The sequence below is a fragment of the Vibrio sp. Isolate30 genome, from assembly GCF_022397975.1.
GTDB lineage: Bacteria > Pseudomonadota > Gammaproteobacteria > Enterobacterales > Vibrionaceae > Vibrio > Vibrio fortis.
The window spans coordinates 116542-133456 of record NZ_JAKEUS010000008.1; the positions used below are offsets into that span (position 1 = coordinate 116542).

General features: G+C 46.1%; 16 protein-coding genes and 1 riboswitch. Of the genes, 8 read left to right on the top strand and 8 right to left on the bottom strand.

Annotated elements, in window-relative coordinates:
- Window positions 1–348 precede the first annotated feature (348 nt).
- The 3 genes from spoT to gmk all read right to left on the bottom strand — a co-directional run bounded on the left by spoT (window position 349) and on the right by gmk (window position 3543).
- Window positions 349–2472 (bottom strand): bifunctional GTP diphosphokinase/guanosine-3',5'-bis pyrophosphate 3'-pyrophosphohydrolase, encoded by a 2124-nt coding sequence (spoT, locus tag L1D60_RS17460; RefSeq protein WP_239842228.1) that lies wholly within the window; start codon window positions 2470–2472, stop codon window positions 349–351.
- Between the two features lie 58 nt (window positions 2473–2530).
- Window positions 2531–2803 (bottom strand): DNA-directed RNA polymerase subunit omega, encoded by a 273-nt coding sequence (rpoZ, locus tag L1D60_RS17465; protein ID WP_004741437.1) that lies wholly within the window; start codon window positions 2801–2803, stop codon window positions 2531–2533.
- A 116-nt stretch (window positions 2804–2919) separates the two neighbouring features.
- Window positions 2920–3543 carry a guanylate kinase gene (gmk, locus tag L1D60_RS17470; RefSeq protein WP_239842229.1) on the bottom strand — a complete coding sequence of 208 codons (624 nt, stop codon included), beginning with the start codon at window positions 3541–3543 and terminating at the stop codon, window positions 2920–2922.
- A 303-nt stretch (window positions 3544–3846) separates the two neighbouring features.
- A riboswitch (purine riboswitch) is annotated at window positions 3847–3946 on the top strand.
- Window positions 3947–4005: 59 nt separating this feature from the next.
- Here gmk and L1D60_RS17475 point away from each other — a divergent pair.
- Window positions 4006–5379 carry an NCS2 family permease gene (locus tag L1D60_RS17475; protein ID WP_239842230.1) on the top strand — a complete coding sequence of 458 codons (1374 nt, stop codon included), beginning with the start codon at window positions 4006–4008 and terminating at the stop codon, window positions 5377–5379.
- Window positions 5380–5556: 177 nt separating this feature from the next.
- Window positions 5557–5982, top strand: a complete 426-nt coding sequence (locus L1D60_RS17480) for a phosphate-starvation-inducible PsiE family protein (protein ID WP_239842231.1) — start codon at window positions 5557–5559, stop codon at window positions 5980–5982.
- Window positions 5983–6063: 81 nt separating this feature from the next.
- Here L1D60_RS17480 and L1D60_RS17485 read toward each other — a convergent pair whose 3' ends face one another.
- Complete coding sequence (locus L1D60_RS17485) at window positions 6064–6627, bottom strand: porin family protein (RefSeq protein WP_239842232.1); 564 nt, start codon at window positions 6625–6627, stop codon at window positions 6064–6066.
- A 308-nt stretch (window positions 6628–6935) separates the two neighbouring features.
- Between L1D60_RS17485 and L1D60_RS17490 the strand changes: the two genes are divergently transcribed.
- Together L1D60_RS17490 and L1D60_RS17495 are read left to right on the top strand one after the other, a co-directional pair.
- The gene (locus L1D60_RS17490) at window positions 6936–7766 is read left to right on the top strand and encodes a winged helix-turn-helix domain-containing protein (protein ID WP_239842233.1); all 831 of its coding nucleotides are present in this window, start codon (window positions 6936–6938) and stop codon (window positions 7764–7766) included.
- Window positions 7757–8251, top strand: coding sequence for a hypothetical protein (locus tag L1D60_RS17495; protein ID WP_239842234.1), 495 nt, complete (start codon window positions 7757–7759; stop codon window positions 8249–8251). The genes L1D60_RS17490 and L1D60_RS17495 overlap by 10 nt, the downstream gene beginning before the upstream one ends.
- 51 nt (window positions 8252–8302) lie before the next feature.
- On the opposite strand, the gene L1D60_RS17500 is transcribed toward L1D60_RS17495, so the two are convergent.
- Window positions 8303–9169, bottom strand: a complete 867-nt coding sequence (locus tag L1D60_RS17500; RefSeq protein ID WP_239842235.1) for a YicC/YloC family endoribonuclease — start codon at window positions 9167–9169, stop codon at window positions 8303–8305.
- Window positions 9170–9420: 251 nt separating this feature from the next.
- Here L1D60_RS17500 and rph point away from each other — a divergent pair, with 251 nt between their 5' ends.
- Window positions 9421–10137: a ribonuclease PH gene (gene rph, locus L1D60_RS17505; RefSeq protein ID WP_032551137.1), complete on the top strand. Its 717-nt coding sequence runs from the start codon at window positions 9421–9423 to the stop codon at window positions 10135–10137.
- 231 nt (window positions 10138–10368) lie between these two features.
- Window positions 10369–11010 (top strand): orotate phosphoribosyltransferase, encoded by a 642-nt coding sequence (pyrE, locus tag L1D60_RS17510; protein WP_239842236.1) that lies wholly within the window; start codon window positions 10369–10371, stop codon window positions 11008–11010.
- Window positions 11011–11102: 92 nt separating this feature from the next.
- Here the strand turns inward: pyrE and L1D60_RS17515 are convergent, their stop codons facing one another.
- From L1D60_RS17515 to coaBC, 3 genes are all read right to left on the bottom strand, one after another.
- The gene (locus tag L1D60_RS17515) at window positions 11103–12071 is read right to left on the bottom strand and encodes a Kdo(2)-lipid IV(A) acyltransferase (protein ID WP_239842237.1); all 969 of its coding nucleotides are present in this window, start codon (window positions 12069–12071) and stop codon (window positions 11103–11105) included.
- 23 nt (window positions 12072–12094) lie between these two features.
- Complete coding sequence (gene slmA / locus L1D60_RS17520; RefSeq protein WP_032551139.1) at window positions 12095–12685, bottom strand: nucleoid occlusion factor SlmA; 591 nt, start codon at window positions 12683–12685, stop codon at window positions 12095–12097.
- A gap of 134 nt (window positions 12686–12819) precedes the next feature.
- Window positions 12820–14025 carry a bifunctional phosphopantothenoylcysteine decarboxylase/phosphopantothenate--cysteine ligase CoaBC gene (gene coaBC / locus L1D60_RS17525; RefSeq protein ID WP_239842238.1) on the bottom strand — a complete coding sequence of 402 codons (1206 nt, stop codon included), beginning with the start codon at window positions 14023–14025 and terminating at the stop codon, window positions 12820–12822.
- 205 nt (window positions 14026–14230) lie between these two features.
- Here coaBC and L1D60_RS17530 point away from each other — a divergent pair, with 205 nt between their 5' ends.
- Both L1D60_RS17530 and radC read left to right on the top strand, forming a co-directional pair.
- Window positions 14231–15904 carry a methyl-accepting chemotaxis protein gene (locus L1D60_RS17530; RefSeq protein WP_239842239.1) on the top strand — a complete coding sequence of 558 codons (1674 nt, stop codon included), beginning with the start codon at window positions 14231–14233 and terminating at the stop codon, window positions 15902–15904.
- A 113-nt stretch (window positions 15905–16017) separates the two neighbouring features.
- Window positions 16018–16692, top strand: a complete 675-nt coding sequence (gene radC / locus L1D60_RS17535) for a DNA repair protein RadC (protein ID WP_239842240.1) — start codon at window positions 16018–16020, stop codon at window positions 16690–16692.
- Window positions 16693–16915: the final 223 nt, after the last annotated feature.

A 16915-nucleotide genomic window follows, 5' to 3' on the forward strand; every position in this document is an offset into this window, starting at 1 on the left:
GAAGAGATTGAGAGCGGATACGGGATGCGAGTATACGAGATGCGAAGAGATTAAGGGTGGATACGGGATGCGAGTAAGCGAGATGCGAAGAGATTAAAAGTAGATATTGGATGTGAGTGAACGGGATATGAAAAGATTAAAGCAATACATAAAATTAAAGCAGACTCGAAATTCGAAAAGTGGAGCGGTGAAAAGCTTTTGCTCTTCGCATCTCGAGACTCGTATCTCTCATCTGCTTTATCTATCTAGACTCAAAAAATTAAAAACAGATGTGGAATTTAGGTGGCGAGTTACGAAGTCATTTGCTCTTCGCATCTCGCCATCTCGAATCTCTCATCTTATTTTGAATCAGTTTTTACGACGTCTTACCTTCAGCGCGTGTGGCATAACACGCAGCTTCTTCATAATACTCGCAAGATGCACACGATCTTTGGTGGTCAGCAAGATTGTCACTGTGTACAGGCGTCCATCACGTTCCTCGGTTGAGATACCGTGAATGTTAGAGCCTGTTTTCGAGATAACGTTAGTTAACTCGGCCAGTGCACCTTGGTGATTCTGTAGATCGACCTGAAGCTCAGCTGTGAACTCTTGGTCGTAATCGTCAGACCATTCTACCGCCATGTACTTGTCTGGTTCTTTTTGGTAACCACGGACGTTTGGACACGTCTCACGGTGAACCACAAGACCACGACCTGGAGACACATGGGCGATGATGTGATCATCAGGGATCGGGTGACAACAGTTGGCAAATGTCAGCAGTAAACCTTCAGCGCCGCGGATAGGCAGCTTCTTCTTCGGTGAATCGCTGTCGCTGCTTACTTCTGTTAGTTCGTCAGCATCACCAAGTAGGCGACGTGCAATCACGATGCTCATCAGCTCACCCAGACCAATCGAAGCCAGTAGGTCTTCAATCGACTCAAGGCGCAGATCAGATAGAACATGATCGACATTCTCTTGAGCAATATCGCCAATCGAGTGTTCACCCAATGCGTGGTTAAGTAGGCGGCGACCTAGGGTGACCGACTCTTCACGACGCATGGTTTTAAGAACCTGACGGATCTTAGTACGAGCACGAGAAGTCACAACATAGTTGAGCCATGCTGCATTCGGACGAGCACCCGGCGCGCTGATGATTTCGATCGTCTGACCATTCTTCAGTGCTTTGCTTAGCGGGTACGGGTTCATGTCTACACGAGCGCCGACACACATGTTGCCCACGTCAGTATGAACTGCGTAAGCAAAGTCTACCGCTGTTGCGCCTGCTGGCAGCTCAACGATACGACCTTTCGGTGTGAAGACAAAGATTTCGTCTGGGAATAGATCCGATTTAACGTTCTCGATGAATTCGAACGAGTTACCTGCACTTTGTTGAAGCTCAAGTAGGCTCTGCATCCAACGCTGAGCTTTCACTTGCGCGGTAGTGCCATTGCTACGAGTGCCATTGCCTTTGTAAGACCAGTGCGCCGCAACACCTTTGTCAGCCATTTGATCCATGTCTTCGGTACGAATTTGTACTTCAACAGGAACACCATGAGGGCCGATCATTGATGTATGCAGAGACTGATAGCCGTTGGCTTTCGGTACCGCAATGTAGTCTTTCATCCTACCCGGACGAGGCTTATACAAGCTATGAGCCTGACCCAGTGCGCGATAACAGGTGTCAGGAGTGTCTACCACTACGCGGAATGCGTAGATATCCATAATGGTGTGGAAACGCTGCTCTTTGGTTTTCATCTTGTTGTAGATGGAGAACAGGTTCTTTTCACGACCAAATACGCGAGCAGGTAAGCCGACCTCTTCAAGGCGACCTTCAATCTCGCTATGGATACGTTGGATCATCTCTTTGCGGTTACCACGAGCGGCTTTCACCACTTCTTTAAGAACTCGGTAACGGTTTGGATAAAGGGCTTCAAAGCCAAGTTCTTCTAGTTCAGTCTTGATGTTATGGATACCAAGACGGTGAGCAAGAGGAGAGTAGATCTCTAGAGTTTCACGTGCAATACGACGCTTTTTATCTGGGCGAAGTGCCCCGAGCGTGCGCATGTTGTGTGTTCGGTCTGCTAATTTGATCAAGATAACGCGGATGTCTTGCACCATGGCGAGAACCATTTTACGGAAGTTCTCTGCTTGCGCTTCTTTGCGATCACGAAACTTAAGCTTATCCAGCTTAGAAACACCATCAACAAGCTCCGCCACGGTGTTACCAAACTGCGCTTCTAACTCTTCTTTTGTAACTTCAGTATCTTCAATTACATCGTGGAGTAGGGCTGCTTGGAGTGTTTCGATATCAAGGCGCATTTCAGCCAGGATACGTGAAACAGCAACAGGGTGGATAATGTATGGTTCACCGCTTGAGCGGGTTTGCCCTTCATGGGCATCTCTCGCTACCACATAAGATTGACGCAGAGCCTCAATTTGAGGCTCTGTTAGGTATTCTTGGGCAACGTCTTTGAGGCTATCGAATAGATACAAATTAAAGGCCCGGAAGGTTAATTAGTTCGAATAACAATGACGCTTTTGCGAATAAGAGTTAACGAGAGTGAGCGATGCTGCTTACTGCTGCAAGCTCAGCTGCTTCTTGCTCTTGTTGCTCTTGACGCTCACGAGCATCTAGTACGTCTTTAGTGATAAGACCTTCTTCGATTTCACGAAGTGCGATAACCGTTGGCTTATCGTTTTCTTCAGGCACTAGTGAATCTTTACCGCCAGTTTGCATTTGACGAGCGCGGCGAGCCGCAATAAGAACTAGGTCGAAACGGTTGCCAACTTTTTCAACAGCGTCTTGAACAGTTACGCGTGCCATGAGGACTCCAAATAGTTAACTAATAAATTTTGAATGACGAGAAAGTATACAAGTTTAACTAGAGACTTTCTAGATCACCGTATACTTATCTCAATGGAAAATCTAGCCTTGCTAGCTTATTCCGCCAGTAGAGCAGTAAGCATGCCGCTGTATTTTGCTGCTTGCTTATCTTCTTTTAAGCGCTCCGCACGAATGATAGCTCTGAAGTCCATAAGGGCTGCATCAAAGTCATCATTCACGATCACGTAGTCATACTCATTATAATGAGAGATTTCTGACTTCGCTTCGCTCATGCGTTTCGCAATAACTTCTGCGCTATCTTGACCACGAACATTTAGACGACGCTCTAGCTCACCGTTTGATGGTGGAAGAATGAATACACTCTTTGCTTGAGGCATCTGTTCACGGATCTGACGAGCACCTTGCCAGTCGATATCTAGGAATACATCAATACCGCGATCTAGGTTTTCTTCAATCCATACGCGAGAAGTACCGTAGTAGTTACCAAACACTTCTGCATACTCTAAGAACTCACCTTTAGCGATAAGATCTTCGAAGTGATGCTTTTCCACGAAGTGGTAGTGAACACCATTTTCTTCACCAGGGCGCATACCGCGAGTGGTGTGTGAAACAGATACCTTCATTGCGTAGGTTGGATTGGTTTCTAGCATTGCTGAGATCAAGCTCGATTTACCTGCGCCACTAGGTGCAGATACGATGTAAAGAGTACCTTTGCCCATCTGTATGTTTCCACTGTTGGTTGGATTGAGTGAAGGTGTTGCCCTCCACTATAAAAGATAGCACTGACCGAACTCTTGCTCACCTCTGCTGTGCACAGTGTACACGCAATGTGGTGAAAATTAGGTCAGAAAAATGGAGGCGAAGAGTAGCATATTTCAATGATTCAGAACAACTGGCTTGATCGTTATTTATTGGCAAATGATCTTCTCAAGGATCTTCGTAGAAATGCAATCAGTGGCCATCAGCACTTTTTTATGTGATCTAGACAAAATTTGTTGAAGTTTTAATCTCAACCCTTACAATCCGCGCAAACGATTAAATGCTGTATATATCTAGTGATATGGACTAGATGTTTCTACTACCGAGCCTATCTTGGTGACTACAGTTTTTAGTGCAGAAACCTCTCTTTTTCTCGCAGCATTTGAATCTTCAATTTCTTATTTTTTTGCATAGGTTTTGTTGTGAGTACCGATTCCACCCTTAAGGCCCAAAACACCTCATCTGGTTCGCTAGATTCCCTGTTTAAGATTTCTGAAAGAAAGACCACCATTAGTACCGAGCTATATGCAGGCTTTATTACTTTCTTGGCGATGAGCTACATCCTAGCGGTGAACCCAGCTATCTTAGGTGGCATTCCTGGCATGGATAAAGGCGCGGTATTTACAGCAACGGCTTTGGCGGCGGCTATCTCAACCCTAATCATGGGTATTTGGGGTAACTACCCAGTAATGCTGGCACCGGGCATGAGCATGAACGGTTTCTTTAAAGGCCTATTGTTAAGTGGCTCTGTTGCCGTGCTTTGGAATGAAGCGCTATTTGGTATTTTCCTATCGGGTATTCTGTACCTTGCGTTCTCTCTGACCAATATTCGTAAGTCGATGATTGAGTCGATTCCAGAAGACCTGAAACTGGCGATCACGGTATCGCTTGGCTTGTTTATTGCGTTCTTAGGTCTTAAAAATGCGGGTATTATCGTTTCTAACCCATTTGTACTGGTTGGTCTAGGAGACATCTCAGACCCACAAGTGATCATCGCTTACGTGAGTATCTTCATTGCGCTTGGCTGTATGGTTCGTGATATTAAGCTGGCGACGTTTATCTCGTTTGTATCGGCGATTGTACTGACGATCATAGCTGATTTGTTTATGGGTACGTCGAATGCGCCCATTCCGGATGAACTAATTTCTATGCCACCAAGCATGGCAGGCAGCTTCGGTGCGATCTTTGATTTCTCAGCCTTCACGCCAGAGAAGATGTTTGACTTGCTGTTCATCGTTCTTATCTTCCTGATTGTCGACTTCTTTGATGGCTTGAGTACCATTGTGGGTGTTGGTCGTGATGCGGGTATCATTGATAAAGATGGCAAAGTGCCAAACGCGAAATCGGCATTGGTTGCTGACGCAGGCGGCACTGTGATTGGCTCTGTTCTGGGTACTACTTCAATTACGGCTTTCTCTGAGTCGGGTATTGCTTCTTCTCAAGGTGCGAAGACAGGTTTGGCGGCAGTGATGGTTGCAGGCTTGTTCCTTATCTCGCTGTTCCTATACCCAATCTTCTCTATCTTCTCAGCCGCTATGGTTGCACCGGCGATGGTCGTGGTGGGCATCTACATGGTAGGCCGCCTTGGCCAGATCAATTGGGAGAAGAAAGAGTCTCGTATCGCAGCCTTCTTCACCATTATGTTCACTGTACTGAGCTTCTCTCCTGCGAACGGTATGGCGATGGGCTTTATCAGCTACGCATTCACTATGGTTGTCGCGGGTAAGGGGAAAGACGTGCATCCACTGATTTACGGACTATCCGTGGTGTTCCTTGTTTATCTACTGCTTCTGTAATCGAATCGGATTTTAAGAATGGCTCTGCATTGCGCAGGGCCATTTTTTTCTCTGAAGATTTCAGAGCCTTTAATCTTATTGCCCCCCTATACGCCTAAAGTTGGTGATAACAGATAGCGCCACTTTGATAGAGGCATGCTATTGTAATGTTTGGTTTAATTAGTAATTAGAGTGTTTATGCCTTCTCATTTACCAAAAGGTTTTAGTCGACCTTTCTTGAAGATATTCCATATTCTTGAAGCCGTACTGCTGGTGGCCATTACGTTGGCGACCCTGTTTGCGATGGTTGAAGAGTTCATGCATGTGTTTGCTGAAAAGCGCGTTCTCTTGACTGACATCCTGCTGATGTTTATCTATCTTGAAGTGCTGGCGATGGTGCAGCAGTTTGTGATGAACGGTAAGATCCCCGTTCGATATCCTATCTATATCGCAATGATGGCGATTGCGCGTTATATCACGCTAGGCATGAAGGAGTTGGATGCGGTCTTGGTGGTTTGGCTAGCGGTGGCGGCGTTCATTCTTGCGGCTGCGACACTATTGATTCGTGTAGGTCATCATTACTGGCCTTATGTCGATGGACAAACCAAAGAGCCAGACGAGTGATTGAGATTTAAATCCAGACAGATACAACAAGGGCGACATTGAGTCGCCCTTTGTATTTTCTAGCCAACTAAGTGTTCATTATTAGAATTTGTAAGTTGCACCAGCGTAGAAGCTACCTAGTTGGAAGGTAACGTCATAATCAGGGAAACCTGTATCGATGCTGAATGTGTCAACTTCGTATGCTACGCGGAAGTTTAAATGTTCTAGGCTTGCAGGAGTGTATTCAACACCAGCACCTAAGCGCAGTGCTGTTTCGTCTTCATCTTTTGCGAATGGGATGTCAAGCGACATCTGAGCCAAGCCAACTGTACCAAAAGGACGCCAGCCGCTGTCAAAGGTATAGCCAAGGTTTGCAGCAATAGAGATTGCAGATGGTTCGATAGCGTAAGGTGAACCCGGCGCAGTAATATCACTGTACTTTGTGTACTGTGCTTCAACACCGACGATACGGTTAAATTGGTAGCCACCAATAAGCTTAAATGAAGAATCATTGGTTTCTAGGATTGAACCAGATACGTCATCATCATAAGTTGTAGTACCGAAACCACCGCCTAGGTAAAAACCAGATACGTCTTTTTCAACGGCTTGTTCTTGGGCACCAGCAAAGGCAGAAAATGCTGCCAGAAGGATCACTGCTTTTTTCATTATATACATCTCATTGGGGATAAAAAACAGTGTGCATTGTGTGTTCAATATCGATATAAAACTAAAGATGGATTTCATTTAAACTTCATGAATTGTCGATTTATTGACGGTTTTTCTTTTATTTATTTTTATATTTATTACATAAGTTATTGATATATTTAATGGTGTATTTTTCATTGGCACTGTTCTTTGAATTGGTAGTAGATTTCAGACTACCACTTACACCACAGAGTCAGTAATGATAGGATCATAATCACCGCGGTATATTTTTGAGTGAAATTTGCTCAAATTCTAGTAACAGTGAGCTTATGCATAGAGTCTATTTTTCCAATTTGATCCTTGATCCTACCACTCGGACACTGTCGAGTGTGGAAGGCGAGAGTATCCAATTGCGCCCGCTACCCTATGCCGTATTGAGTTTGCTGCTAGAAAACCAAAGTACCCACGTTACTCGCGAGTGTCTGTTTGAAACATGCTGGGAGGGAGCGTTAGTCACCGACCAAGCGATCACTAATGTCATTTCTGGTTTAAGAAAAAACTTCACACAGTTAGGCGCAACTGACGTCACTCTCAGAACCGTGAGTAAGATTGGCTACGTACTTGAAATCCATTGCGCTGAAGAGCCTGTAAAAAAGAAGGTCGAAGAGCGGACAATTCGAGTAAGCCACGAGAGCGATGTTACCCCGGCAGCGTCAAGCAAAGTCAGCGAACCGATCAAGGGAAAAGAGAACCTGTATCTGTGGCATGGCGTAGTAACAGTGCTTCTATTTGCTTGTCTGGTGTTTGTTTTGCTGGCTAAACCTTTTATAAGAAAACCAGACTTTATCCAACCGAGCGACTATCAACATTTTCAAGTTGGTGCGACCGACTTTTACCTTCATGACAGCGCATATTTGATCAGTGACGGACAGCTTCTCGCGTATGAGTTAGCGACGCAGTCTCTTCCTACTTGCCATGCAGATGTGTACCTGCGAGTTGCAGAGTCGGCTTATGACGATGGCGTTTATCTGATTAAAGCTTTCGCGTTTGCAAAACATGGCAGTAAGAACGCCAGCTATGTGAATCACTCAGTGACGATCGAGCAGATACCAGAGACAGTCGTTAAAGCGATTAAGAGGGCGAGAGCAATATGCGGTTAAAAACAATCATCGCTTTCAACATCGCATTCTTTGTTAGTGTTATCGCCATAGCACTGTATCAATGGAAATTTGAGCAGCAACACTTGGCGGGGACTCGCTGGGCGTGTGTGCAGCTTGATGAGGGTTTTGTCACGCAAGGCTATAGCGGTTATCAAGAGATTGCCGATCGCTCTATCTTAGAGTTCACTTCAGATAAGACGCTGCTGATTTTTCAGAAAGGGCACTTAAAAAACCTCAATGGGAAAATTGAGCCCTACGAAGTCTATTATGAGGCGGACTATACCGCTGAGAATGGCCTTTTATCGGTCGCTTATCACCACATTGACTGGAATTTAAAGCCAACAAATGGTGATGTATTTGTACGCGACATGGACTCTCTGGTCAGAGCTAAAATTGAATTGATGTACAAAGTGAAAGGTGAGCACTTATTCCTGTTTAGCCATGGGCATGCAGAAGAAAGAAATTATACCTGCTATAAAAAATAGCCCCTGATAATAGGAGCTATTTTCAAATCACGTTAGGTGGTACCTAATGGATTATTCAATGTTTTGGATCTGCTCACGCATCTGCTCGATAAGAACCTTCAGCTCTACACCTGATGCTGTGATGTCTGTGCTGATAGATTTCGACGCTAGCGTGTTCGACTCACGGTTGAACTCTTGCATCATGAAGTCTAGACGACGGCCACATGCGCCACCTTTCTTCAGGATGTTTGTCGCTTCTTTCACATGAGAATCTAGACGGTCTAGCTCTTCAGCGACGTCAGACTTTTGAGCCAGTAAGATAAGCTCTTGCTCAACTCGTGCACCTTCAAGTTCAATCTTCGCTTCTTCAAACTTGTTAAGCAGACGCTCACGTTGCCACTCTAGGATCTCTGGCATGCGTGCACGAACTTTAACGACTTCTTCTGTGATTGCGGTTAGACGCTGTTCGATAAGAGCCTTCATGTTGTCGCCTTCACGGCCACGTGCATCAATGAAGTCTTTCACTGCTTCGTCAAAACCAACGAGCAGATCTTTGTTGATCGCATCCATGTCCTGTTCTGGTGTTTCCATCACACCCGGCCAGTTCATCACTTGGAATGGGTTTAGGCGGCTCTCTTCACCTGTCATGCCCATTACTTGGTTCGCTGCATTGATCACTTGTTGTGCTAGGCCTTCGTTGATGCTTAGCTCGCCTTTTGCTGCTGGGTTCGCTTCAAAACGCAGGTTACACTCAACCTTACCGCGTGCTAGGCGCTTACGAAAACGCTCGCGAAGGATTGGCTCTAGGCCACGGAACTGCTCTGGCATGCGGAAGTAAGTTTCAAGGTAGCGCTGGTTTACACTGCGGATTTCCCACACTGCTGTACCCCAATCGCCTTTCACTTCTTTACGTGCGTATGCCGTCATACTATAAATCATCGAATTTTCCTGTCTTTTATCATTCTGAAAATAACGCGCACGCATAGTATCACGATACGAGGTGCTGTGTGTGCCCATTGCTTTTTAGGTTGACCAGCTTTTCGGGAAAGATGGAGCTTCACGATAAATAGCTTTGCACTGCAAACTGCTATATAATCTCGCCCCAATCCAATTTGTCTCACCCCTTTCTTAGGTGACAGACACTTTCAATAGTTAAACACCTAAAGATAAGACTAATAAGGTAGATACTTATGCGTCCAAATGACCGCGCCGTAGATCAAGTTCGTCCAATTAAAATTACTCGTAACTACACAGCGTATGCTGAAGGCTCTGTGCTGGTTGAATTTGGTAACACCAAGGTTCTATGTAACGCGACGGTAGAAGAGAACGTGCCGCGTTGGTTGAAAGGTCAAGGAAAGGGTTGGGTAACGGCTGAATACGGCATGCTGCCACGTGCAACGCACACGCGTAACCGTCGTGAAGCGGCGAGCGGTAAACAAGGCGGCCGCACGATGGAAATCCAACGTCTGATCGCTCGTAGCCTACGTGCTGTGGTTGATCTAAAAGCGATGGGTGAAATCATGATCACGGTTGATTGTGATGTGATTCAAGCAGACGGCGGTACACGTACTGCGTCTATCTCAGGTGCGAGCGTAGCAATGGCTGACGCAATTAACCACCTGTTAGAGAGCGGTAAGCTTAAAACGAACCCAATGAAAGGCCATGTAGCGGCAGTTTCAGTGGGTATCGTTGGTGAACAAGCTCTGTGTGACCTTGAATACGTTGAAGACTCAGCAGCCGATACCGATATGAACGTTGTAATGACGGAAGACGGTAAGATGATTGAGATTCAAGGCACCGCAGAAGGCGAACCGTTTAGCCACGAAGAGCTGATGCAGCTTCTAGCCCTGGCGAATAAGGGCATTGCCGATATTGTTGAAGCGCAGAAGTCGGCGTTGGCAGAATAGTTTTTAGATAGCTCCTTTTTAAGGGGCTATTTTTTTATTTTCGTCATATATAACTCTACACCTGCGTTAGCTGCAATTTTTCACCCTAATCACATAGGTCCCCTATGCTCATAGGGCTGAAAAACCTTGCTGCCTTGTTGTAGAGCTATCTATTTAGAAAACACATCATTGTTAGCTTCCTAAGTGATTGGAAGTTAGGAACTGGAAAGTAAATTAATTTAGAGGATGAGCATGAAAGCATATCAACGTGAATTTATTGAATTTGCACTAGAGAAAGAAGTACTTAAGTTTGGTGAGTTTACTTTAAAGTCTGGCCGTAAGAGCCCTTACTTCTTCAATGCTGGATTGTTTAACACAGGGCGTGACCTAGCGCGCTTGGGTCGCTTCTACGCGGCGGCATTGGCGGATTCTGGTATTGAATTTGATGTATTGTTTGGTCCTGCATACAAAGGCATCCCAATCGCGACGACAACCGCTGTCGCACTGGCAGATCACCACGATGTCGATACGCCTTACTGCTTTAACCGTAAAGAAGCGAAAGACCACGGTGAAGGTGGCAACCTTGTAGGTAGCGCACTGGAAGGTCGTATCATGCTGGTGGACGATGTGATCACTGCAGGTACTGCGATTCGTGAATCAATGGAAATCATTCAAGCAAACGGTGCGGACCTAGCGGGCGTGCTTGTTGCCATTGACCGTCAAGAGAAGGGCAAAGGCGAACTATCTGCGATTCAAGAAGTTGAGCGCGATTTCGGCTGTGCAATCATCTCAATCGTTAGCCTGACTGACCTAGTAACTTTCCTTGAAGAGAAAGGCACAGACGCAGCGCAACTAGAAGCGGTTAAAGCGTACCACGCTGAGTACGGCATTTAATACGATTTCTGTTTAGAATATAGAATGCAAAAGGGGCTGATGAATCATCAGCCCCTTTCTTTTTGGTTATCGTTTATTTGTAACGAATTAGTTTATTTGTAGCGAATGCCTTTTGGTACTTCTGGATCTTCCATAGTCTTATAGCGCTTGTGCAGCCACATCCATTGCTCTGGAGCTCTTAAGATGGTTTTCTCTAGGTAGCGGTTCATGTAGGCTGCAGCGGCTTTTTCATCTTTCTGAGGATAATCGGCTTCCACGGATTCGTTGGCGATAATCTCATACTGACCATCCGCATTTCTAAAGCCAGAGCCCGGAACCAAAGCACACTTACTGGTGTAAGCTAAAATACTGGTGCCAGTGGTGGTACAAGCATCCTCAACGGCAAAGAATGGCACAAATACGGATTTATTACGGCCGTAGTCATGATCTGGCAGGTAGAAAAGGATCTCTCCCTTGCGTAGAACTTTGATCATGCGCTTAACGTCTTTGCGATGAATTAAGCGGTTGCCATTTTGAGTTCGACCACGGTATTGAATAAATTCGTAAGCAGGGTTGTTGTGTGGGCGATATACGCCAAGCCCTGGAATACCCAGTACGGCCATACCGCGAGCGGTGATCTCTAGATTGAGGGCATGAACACAGCACAGCAGTACACCTTTACCATTCTGTTGATGGGTACGCAGTGCTTGGGTGTCTTTATCTACCAGCAGACGCTTAAAGCGCCACGTAGGCCAGAACCAAGTAATGCCGGTTTCGATCAGTGCCATACCGGTATTTTTGAAGTTTTCTTGCACCATGGCATCGACTTCATCGGCTGGCTTGTCTGGAAATGCGAGCTCTAGGTTGCGTGCGGTGATCGCAACGCGCTTTTTGCCATAACGAGCACCAAGTGCGCCAAGAGAGCGGCCAATCATCAGTAGCGCGCGATAAGGCAGCACATTAACAATGAAGGCAAGCAAGCCAAAACCGAACCAAACGCCCAAATACTTAGGGTGCAGTAGCGAAAGCTGAAAAGGTGGTTTGGTGATTACGTGTTGTGTCGAACTGGTTTGTGTCGTCATAAGCACCGCTTAGATTAATGAATTTATTTAATTTGAGCACTCAGTAGCGCCCAGTAGGCATCAAAGTTTTCAGTCGGTTGGTATTTGAAGTCTGAACGCACAAAGCGATTGAGACTGCCTTCAACTTGACCAAGTAATTGAGCTGCGAGAATTCTTTCATCCACAGGGAAAGACTTGCCTTCACGAATCTTACGCTCGCGTAGGATCTGACGCAGTTGCGTTTCGATACGCTCGAACAGTTGGTTGATGCGATCGCGTAGGCGCTCGTTTTCAAACATTAAAGCATGTCCCGACAAAATACGAGTCAGGCCAGGGTTACGTTCTGAGAAAACAAGGATCAGTTGTAACACCAATCGAATTCGCTCTAAGGTATCTTTCTCTTCATCAAGGATGCGATTAATGCGTGACATTAATGCTTCTTCGATGAACTCGATTAATCCTTCAAACATGCGCGCTTTACTTGGGAAATGACGATAAAGTGCAGCTTCTGATACGCCGACCTGCTTGGCCAGTTTCACCGTTGTGATGCGAGATGCGCCTTCTGCTGATTCCAGCATTTGAGCAAGCGCTTGTAGAATTTCTTCACGACGGTTTGATTTACGGGTACCAGCCATCTGTTTACTTCCTTTGATAGAGAGGATGATGAGTGAAGGGGATTATAAACACCAATCAATTCTGTTCCTAGTTCTGTAAGCATTAGGTCAACAGAATCGAGAGGTGTCAGGGTATTGTCAGCGCAAAAATGCGGTTACGCTCCAAGAAGAGCTTGAATCTGTTCTAGTATCTTGAAGCTTAGTGCCTCTTTGCTCTCGAGCGGAAGTGACTTATCACCGTCGTCCCAGTAAAGGTTCAGTGCGTTGTTGTTGCTATTAAAGCCTTGCCCTTCAACTGAAACATCATTGGCGCAGATCATATCCAGGTTCTTCTTCACCAGTTTGCCACGCGCGTACTTCTCGACATCTTGAGTTTCTGCAGCAAAGCCAACGGTGAACGGGCGATCTTGGGTCATGCTAGCCACAGAAGCGACGATGTCAGGGTTTTTCACCATCTCGATAGACATATCATCGGTACCGTCGACCTTCTTCAGTTTTTGATCAGCTACAGTGTGAGGGCGGTAATCGGCGACTGCTGCGCAACTAATAAACACATCGTGGTGAGGTGCAGAGTTCATTACTGCGTCGAACATCTGTTGTGCGCTTTCGACGTCAACTCGAGTGACACTCGCTGGTGTTGCTAATGCAACTGGGCCGCTTACTAAGGTAACCGTCGCACCAAGCTTAGCCGCAGCGTCCGCCAGCGCATAACCCATCTTGCCTGAGCTGTGGTTAGAGATGTAGCGAACAGGGTCAATGGCTTCACGGGTTGGGCCAGCAGTAATCAGTACCGAGCGGCCTTCAAGAGGTTTTGGTTGAAAGAAGCTCTCACAGCGGTGAACGAGCTGCATCGGTTCTAGCATTCGACCCATACCGACATCGCCACACGCTTGTTCACCCGCAGCTGGACCCCAGATATGACAACCACGGCGCTTTAGAGTTGCGATGTTCTCTTGCGTAGCGGGGTGCGCATACATCTGTTGATTCATTGCCGGAGATACCGCGACTGGTGCGTCAGTTGCAAGAACAAGTGTGGTCAACAGGTCGTTACCCATGCCTGCAGCCATACGAGCAATCAAGTCCGCCGTTGCAGGAGCCAATAGCACCAAATCAGCCCATTTTGCCAACTCAATATGACCCATAGAGGCTTCCGCCGCTGGGTCAAGCAGGCTATCAGACACTGGTCTACCCGAGACAGCTTGCATGGTGAGTGGGGTGATAAATTCCTTTGCTGCGTGCGTCATCACCACTTGGACTTGTGCGCCTCTTTCGATTAAACGACGAGTTAGCTCCGCACATTTATACGCGGCAATACCGCCACTGATGCCGAGTAGAATTTTCTTTCCTGCTAGTGTTTGCATGTGAGATCTCCAATTTTTCTGGCGATGAGTTTAGCACAACTGAATCTTTCATCGCCCCCGCAAATCTGTGAGAAGCTAATCGATATCAAACTACAGAATATTAATTGCTGAGCGTTATATAAAACCTTTGCTTACTTCACAGACAATCTTTGCCCGCTCTGGAAGATAGAAGGGAAAAATAACAATAATGAGGTAGTGGAATAAAATGGTACTGAAAAGTCGAGGTAAATTACTGTTGGTGACTCTGATCCCTTTGTTGTTGATCACCACATTGATCTCGGTGGTCTATTACATCAACGGCAGTAATAGCTTAGAAGCAGAACTGGCTCGAGATAGACAAGAGCTGATCGACACACGTAAGAAAGAGCTGCAAGCCTATATGATGATGGGTGTTACCGCGATAAAGCCGCTTTACGATACGGACGTAAACGGCAATAACAAAGCAGCGGCAAAAGAAATCTTAAAAGCGATGCGCTTTGAAAGTGATGGGTATTTCTTTGCGTATGACTCGCAAGGGGTCAATACGCTGCATGCGATTAAGCCATCTTTAGAAGGTAAAAATCTTATCGGTTTGAAGGATGAAAATGGCGTAGCAGTGATTGGCGGGCTGATTGATGCATCAAAAAACGGTGATGGTTTTCTTTATTTCTCTTGGCATAAACCAAGTATTGATGCACAAGCGCCAAAACTTGGTTACGCCGAGTACTTATCTAAGTGGGACTGGGTGTTGGGAACGGGGATCTATATCGATGATATTGATCAGCAAGTGGCGATGCAACGTGAACTACGTACTCAAGAGTTGAATGAACATACGCTCTCTGCGGTAACCATCTCGGTCATTGGTCTTATCATCACTAGCGTGCTCACGAGCATTATCGTTTCTAAAGGTATTCAACCACTGCAGCATATTGCGGCGTCTTTACAAGATGTGGCTGCGGGTGGCGGTGACTTAACGGCTCGTCTGAAAATTGAAAGTAAAGATGAAGTCGGTGAGGTGGCCTCGGCATTTAATGAGTTCATGGATAAGTTGCATCCGCTAATGCAGGATATTCGAAACTCTGCGGACACAGTACAAACCGTTTCTGAGCAATTGGATCAGCAAACCTCGCAAGCCAGTGCTCAAATGCAAAATCACTGTCTTGAAACCGATAAGGTGGTGACGGCTGTAACGGAAATGAGCATGACGGCAAAAGAGGTCGCAAGTAACACCAATGCAACGGCGCAGGCGATTGATGATGCAAACGGGCAAGTTACTGAGGCACAGCGCGAAGTCGATCAAGCGATTGATGGTATTAGTAAGTTGGTTGATGAAGTGAACAGTACCTCTGATGCAATTGCAGAATTGAGTCAACAAACCGAGCAGATTACCAAGGTGCTCGATGTGATTGGTGAAATCGCTGAGCAGACCAACCTATTGGCACTGAATGCGGCGATAGAAGCTGCGCGTGCAGGCGAGCAAGGTCGTGGCTTTGCTGTGGTTGCTGATGAAGTTCGCTCATTAGCAAGTCGAACGCAGAACAGTACCCACGAAATTGGCGATATGCTCAAGCAGCTGCAAATGGGCGTCTCAAGAGCGGTCACCACTATGGCAACCAGTCAAGAGCGTGGCGTGAAGACGGTTGAAGAGTCATCAATGATCCAGCAGTCACTGTCTGGTGTACATCATTCTATTGGTATGATTCGAGACAGGGGTATTCAAACCGCCACTGCAGCAGAAGAGCAAAGTGCGGTCGCTGAGGATATTAACCAGAACTTAGTGGCGATTCAGCAAATCGTCAATCGTATCAATGACACGCTTCAACATGCGGAAGGCATCAGCACCCAGTTATCGCAGTCAGGATCTGAAATTAATGATCTGGTCGGAAACTTCAAGCTTTGATGGATCGCTCAATTACATAGAAAAGTAGTGGTTAACGAAAAAAACGAAAGTCAGATACGACTTTCGTTTTTTATTTTGTTCAATAAGGGCTTACTCATCAACAGAGCCGCCTAATGATACTGAAAGCTTTGCCCAACGATTCCATGCCCAGAGAAAAACTATTGCAACGCGGACCACAAGCGCTGTCAGATGCCGAGTTACTCGCGATTTTTCTGCGGACCGGTACCCAAGGCATGAACGTTATCGAGTTGGCTGATTTTCTTATCCAAGATTTTGGGTCGCTTCGCCAGTTGTTTTCAGCTTCAGAGAAAGAATTTTGCCAACATAAAGGGCTAGGGCAGGCCAAGTACGTTCAACTGCAGGCCGTGCTTGAGATGACGCAGCGTTATCTGGCAGAGACGTTAAACCGAGGCGATGCACTGACAAGCCCGACTCATACTAAACTCTATCTTTCGAGTGTTTTAAGGGATCGCCAACGCGAAGCCTTTTATATCCTGTTTTTAGACAATCAGAACCGAGTGATTAAAGATGAGGTAATGTTCGAAGGCACCATTGATGCTGCATCGGTTTACCCGAGAGAAGTCGTCAAGCGAGCTCTATTCCACAATGCTGCCGCGCTGATATTGGCTCACAATCATCCATCTGGCGTTGCAGAGCCAAGCCAAGCGGACAGAAGAATCACGCGCAGATTGAGCGATGCATTGGCGCTGGTGGACATTAGGGTGCTCGACCATTTCGTGGTTGGCGACGGCGAAGTGGTCTCTTTTGCTGAACGTGGGTGGATTTGAATCACATTTTGGCTTGTTAGTTGCTAGAAATCTGCTATGATTCGCCCACATTTTTAGACCTTAAATCAGCTCTGATTACTCAAGCAAGCTGTGTTGCACAAAAAAAGATCACGAAATCCTTAAAAAGGATCTGTTCGGGTCTTGAGCAATGCGCGTCAAGTTAGTATAATGCGCGACCTTTGATAGCCTTGTATGGGTTTTCCATAACGGTTTTTACCTTCTA

Excerpts from the sequence above, each read along its gene's own strand:
- rpoZ (WP_004741437.1), bottom strand. The coding sequence starts at position 2,803 with ATGGCACGCGTAACTGTTCAAGACGCTGTTGAAAAAGTTGGCAACCGT.
- gmk (WP_239842229.1), bottom strand. The coding sequence starts at position 3,543 with ATGGGCAAAGGTACTCTTTACATCGTATCTGCACCTAGTGGCGCAGGT.
- L1D60_RS17480 (WP_239842231.1), top strand. The coding sequence starts at position 5,557 with ATGCCTTCTCATTTACCAAAAGGTTTTAGTCGACCTTTCTTGAAGATA.
- L1D60_RS17485 (WP_239842232.1), bottom strand. The coding sequence starts at position 6,627 with ATGAAAAAAGCAGTGATCCTTCTGGCAGCATTTTCTGCCTTTGCTGGT.
- L1D60_RS17490 (WP_239842233.1), top strand. The coding sequence starts at position 6,936 with ATGCATAGAGTCTATTTTTCCAATTTGATCCTTGATCCTACCACTCGG.
- L1D60_RS17495 (WP_239842234.1), top strand. The coding sequence starts at position 7,757 with ATGCGGTTAAAAACAATCATCGCTTTCAACATCGCATTCTTTGTTAGT.
- L1D60_RS17500 (WP_239842235.1), bottom strand. The coding sequence starts at position 9,169 with ATGATTTATAGTATGACGGCATACGCACGTAAAGAAGTGAAAGGCGAT.
- rph (WP_032551137.1), top strand. The coding sequence starts at position 9,421 with ATGCGTCCAAATGACCGCGCCGTAGATCAAGTTCGTCCAATTAAAATT.
- pyrE (WP_239842236.1), top strand. The coding sequence starts at position 10,369 with ATGAAAGCATATCAACGTGAATTTATTGAATTTGCACTAGAGAAAGAA.
- L1D60_RS17515 (WP_239842237.1), bottom strand. The coding sequence starts at position 12,071 with ATGACGACACAAACCAGTTCGACACAACACGTAATCACCAAACCACCT.
- slmA (WP_032551139.1), bottom strand. The coding sequence starts at position 12,685 with ATGGCTGGTACCCGTAAATCAAACCGTCGTGAAGAAATTCTACAAGCG.
- coaBC (WP_239842238.1), bottom strand. The coding sequence starts at position 14,025 with ATGCAAACACTAGCAGGAAAGAAAATTCTACTCGGCATCAGTGGCGGT.
- L1D60_RS17530 (WP_239842239.1), top strand. The coding sequence starts at position 14,231 with ATGGTACTGAAAAGTCGAGGTAAATTACTGTTGGTGACTCTGATCCCT.
- radC (WP_239842240.1), top strand. The coding sequence starts at position 16,018 with ATGATACTGAAAGCTTTGCCCAACGATTCCATGCCCAGAGAAAAACTA.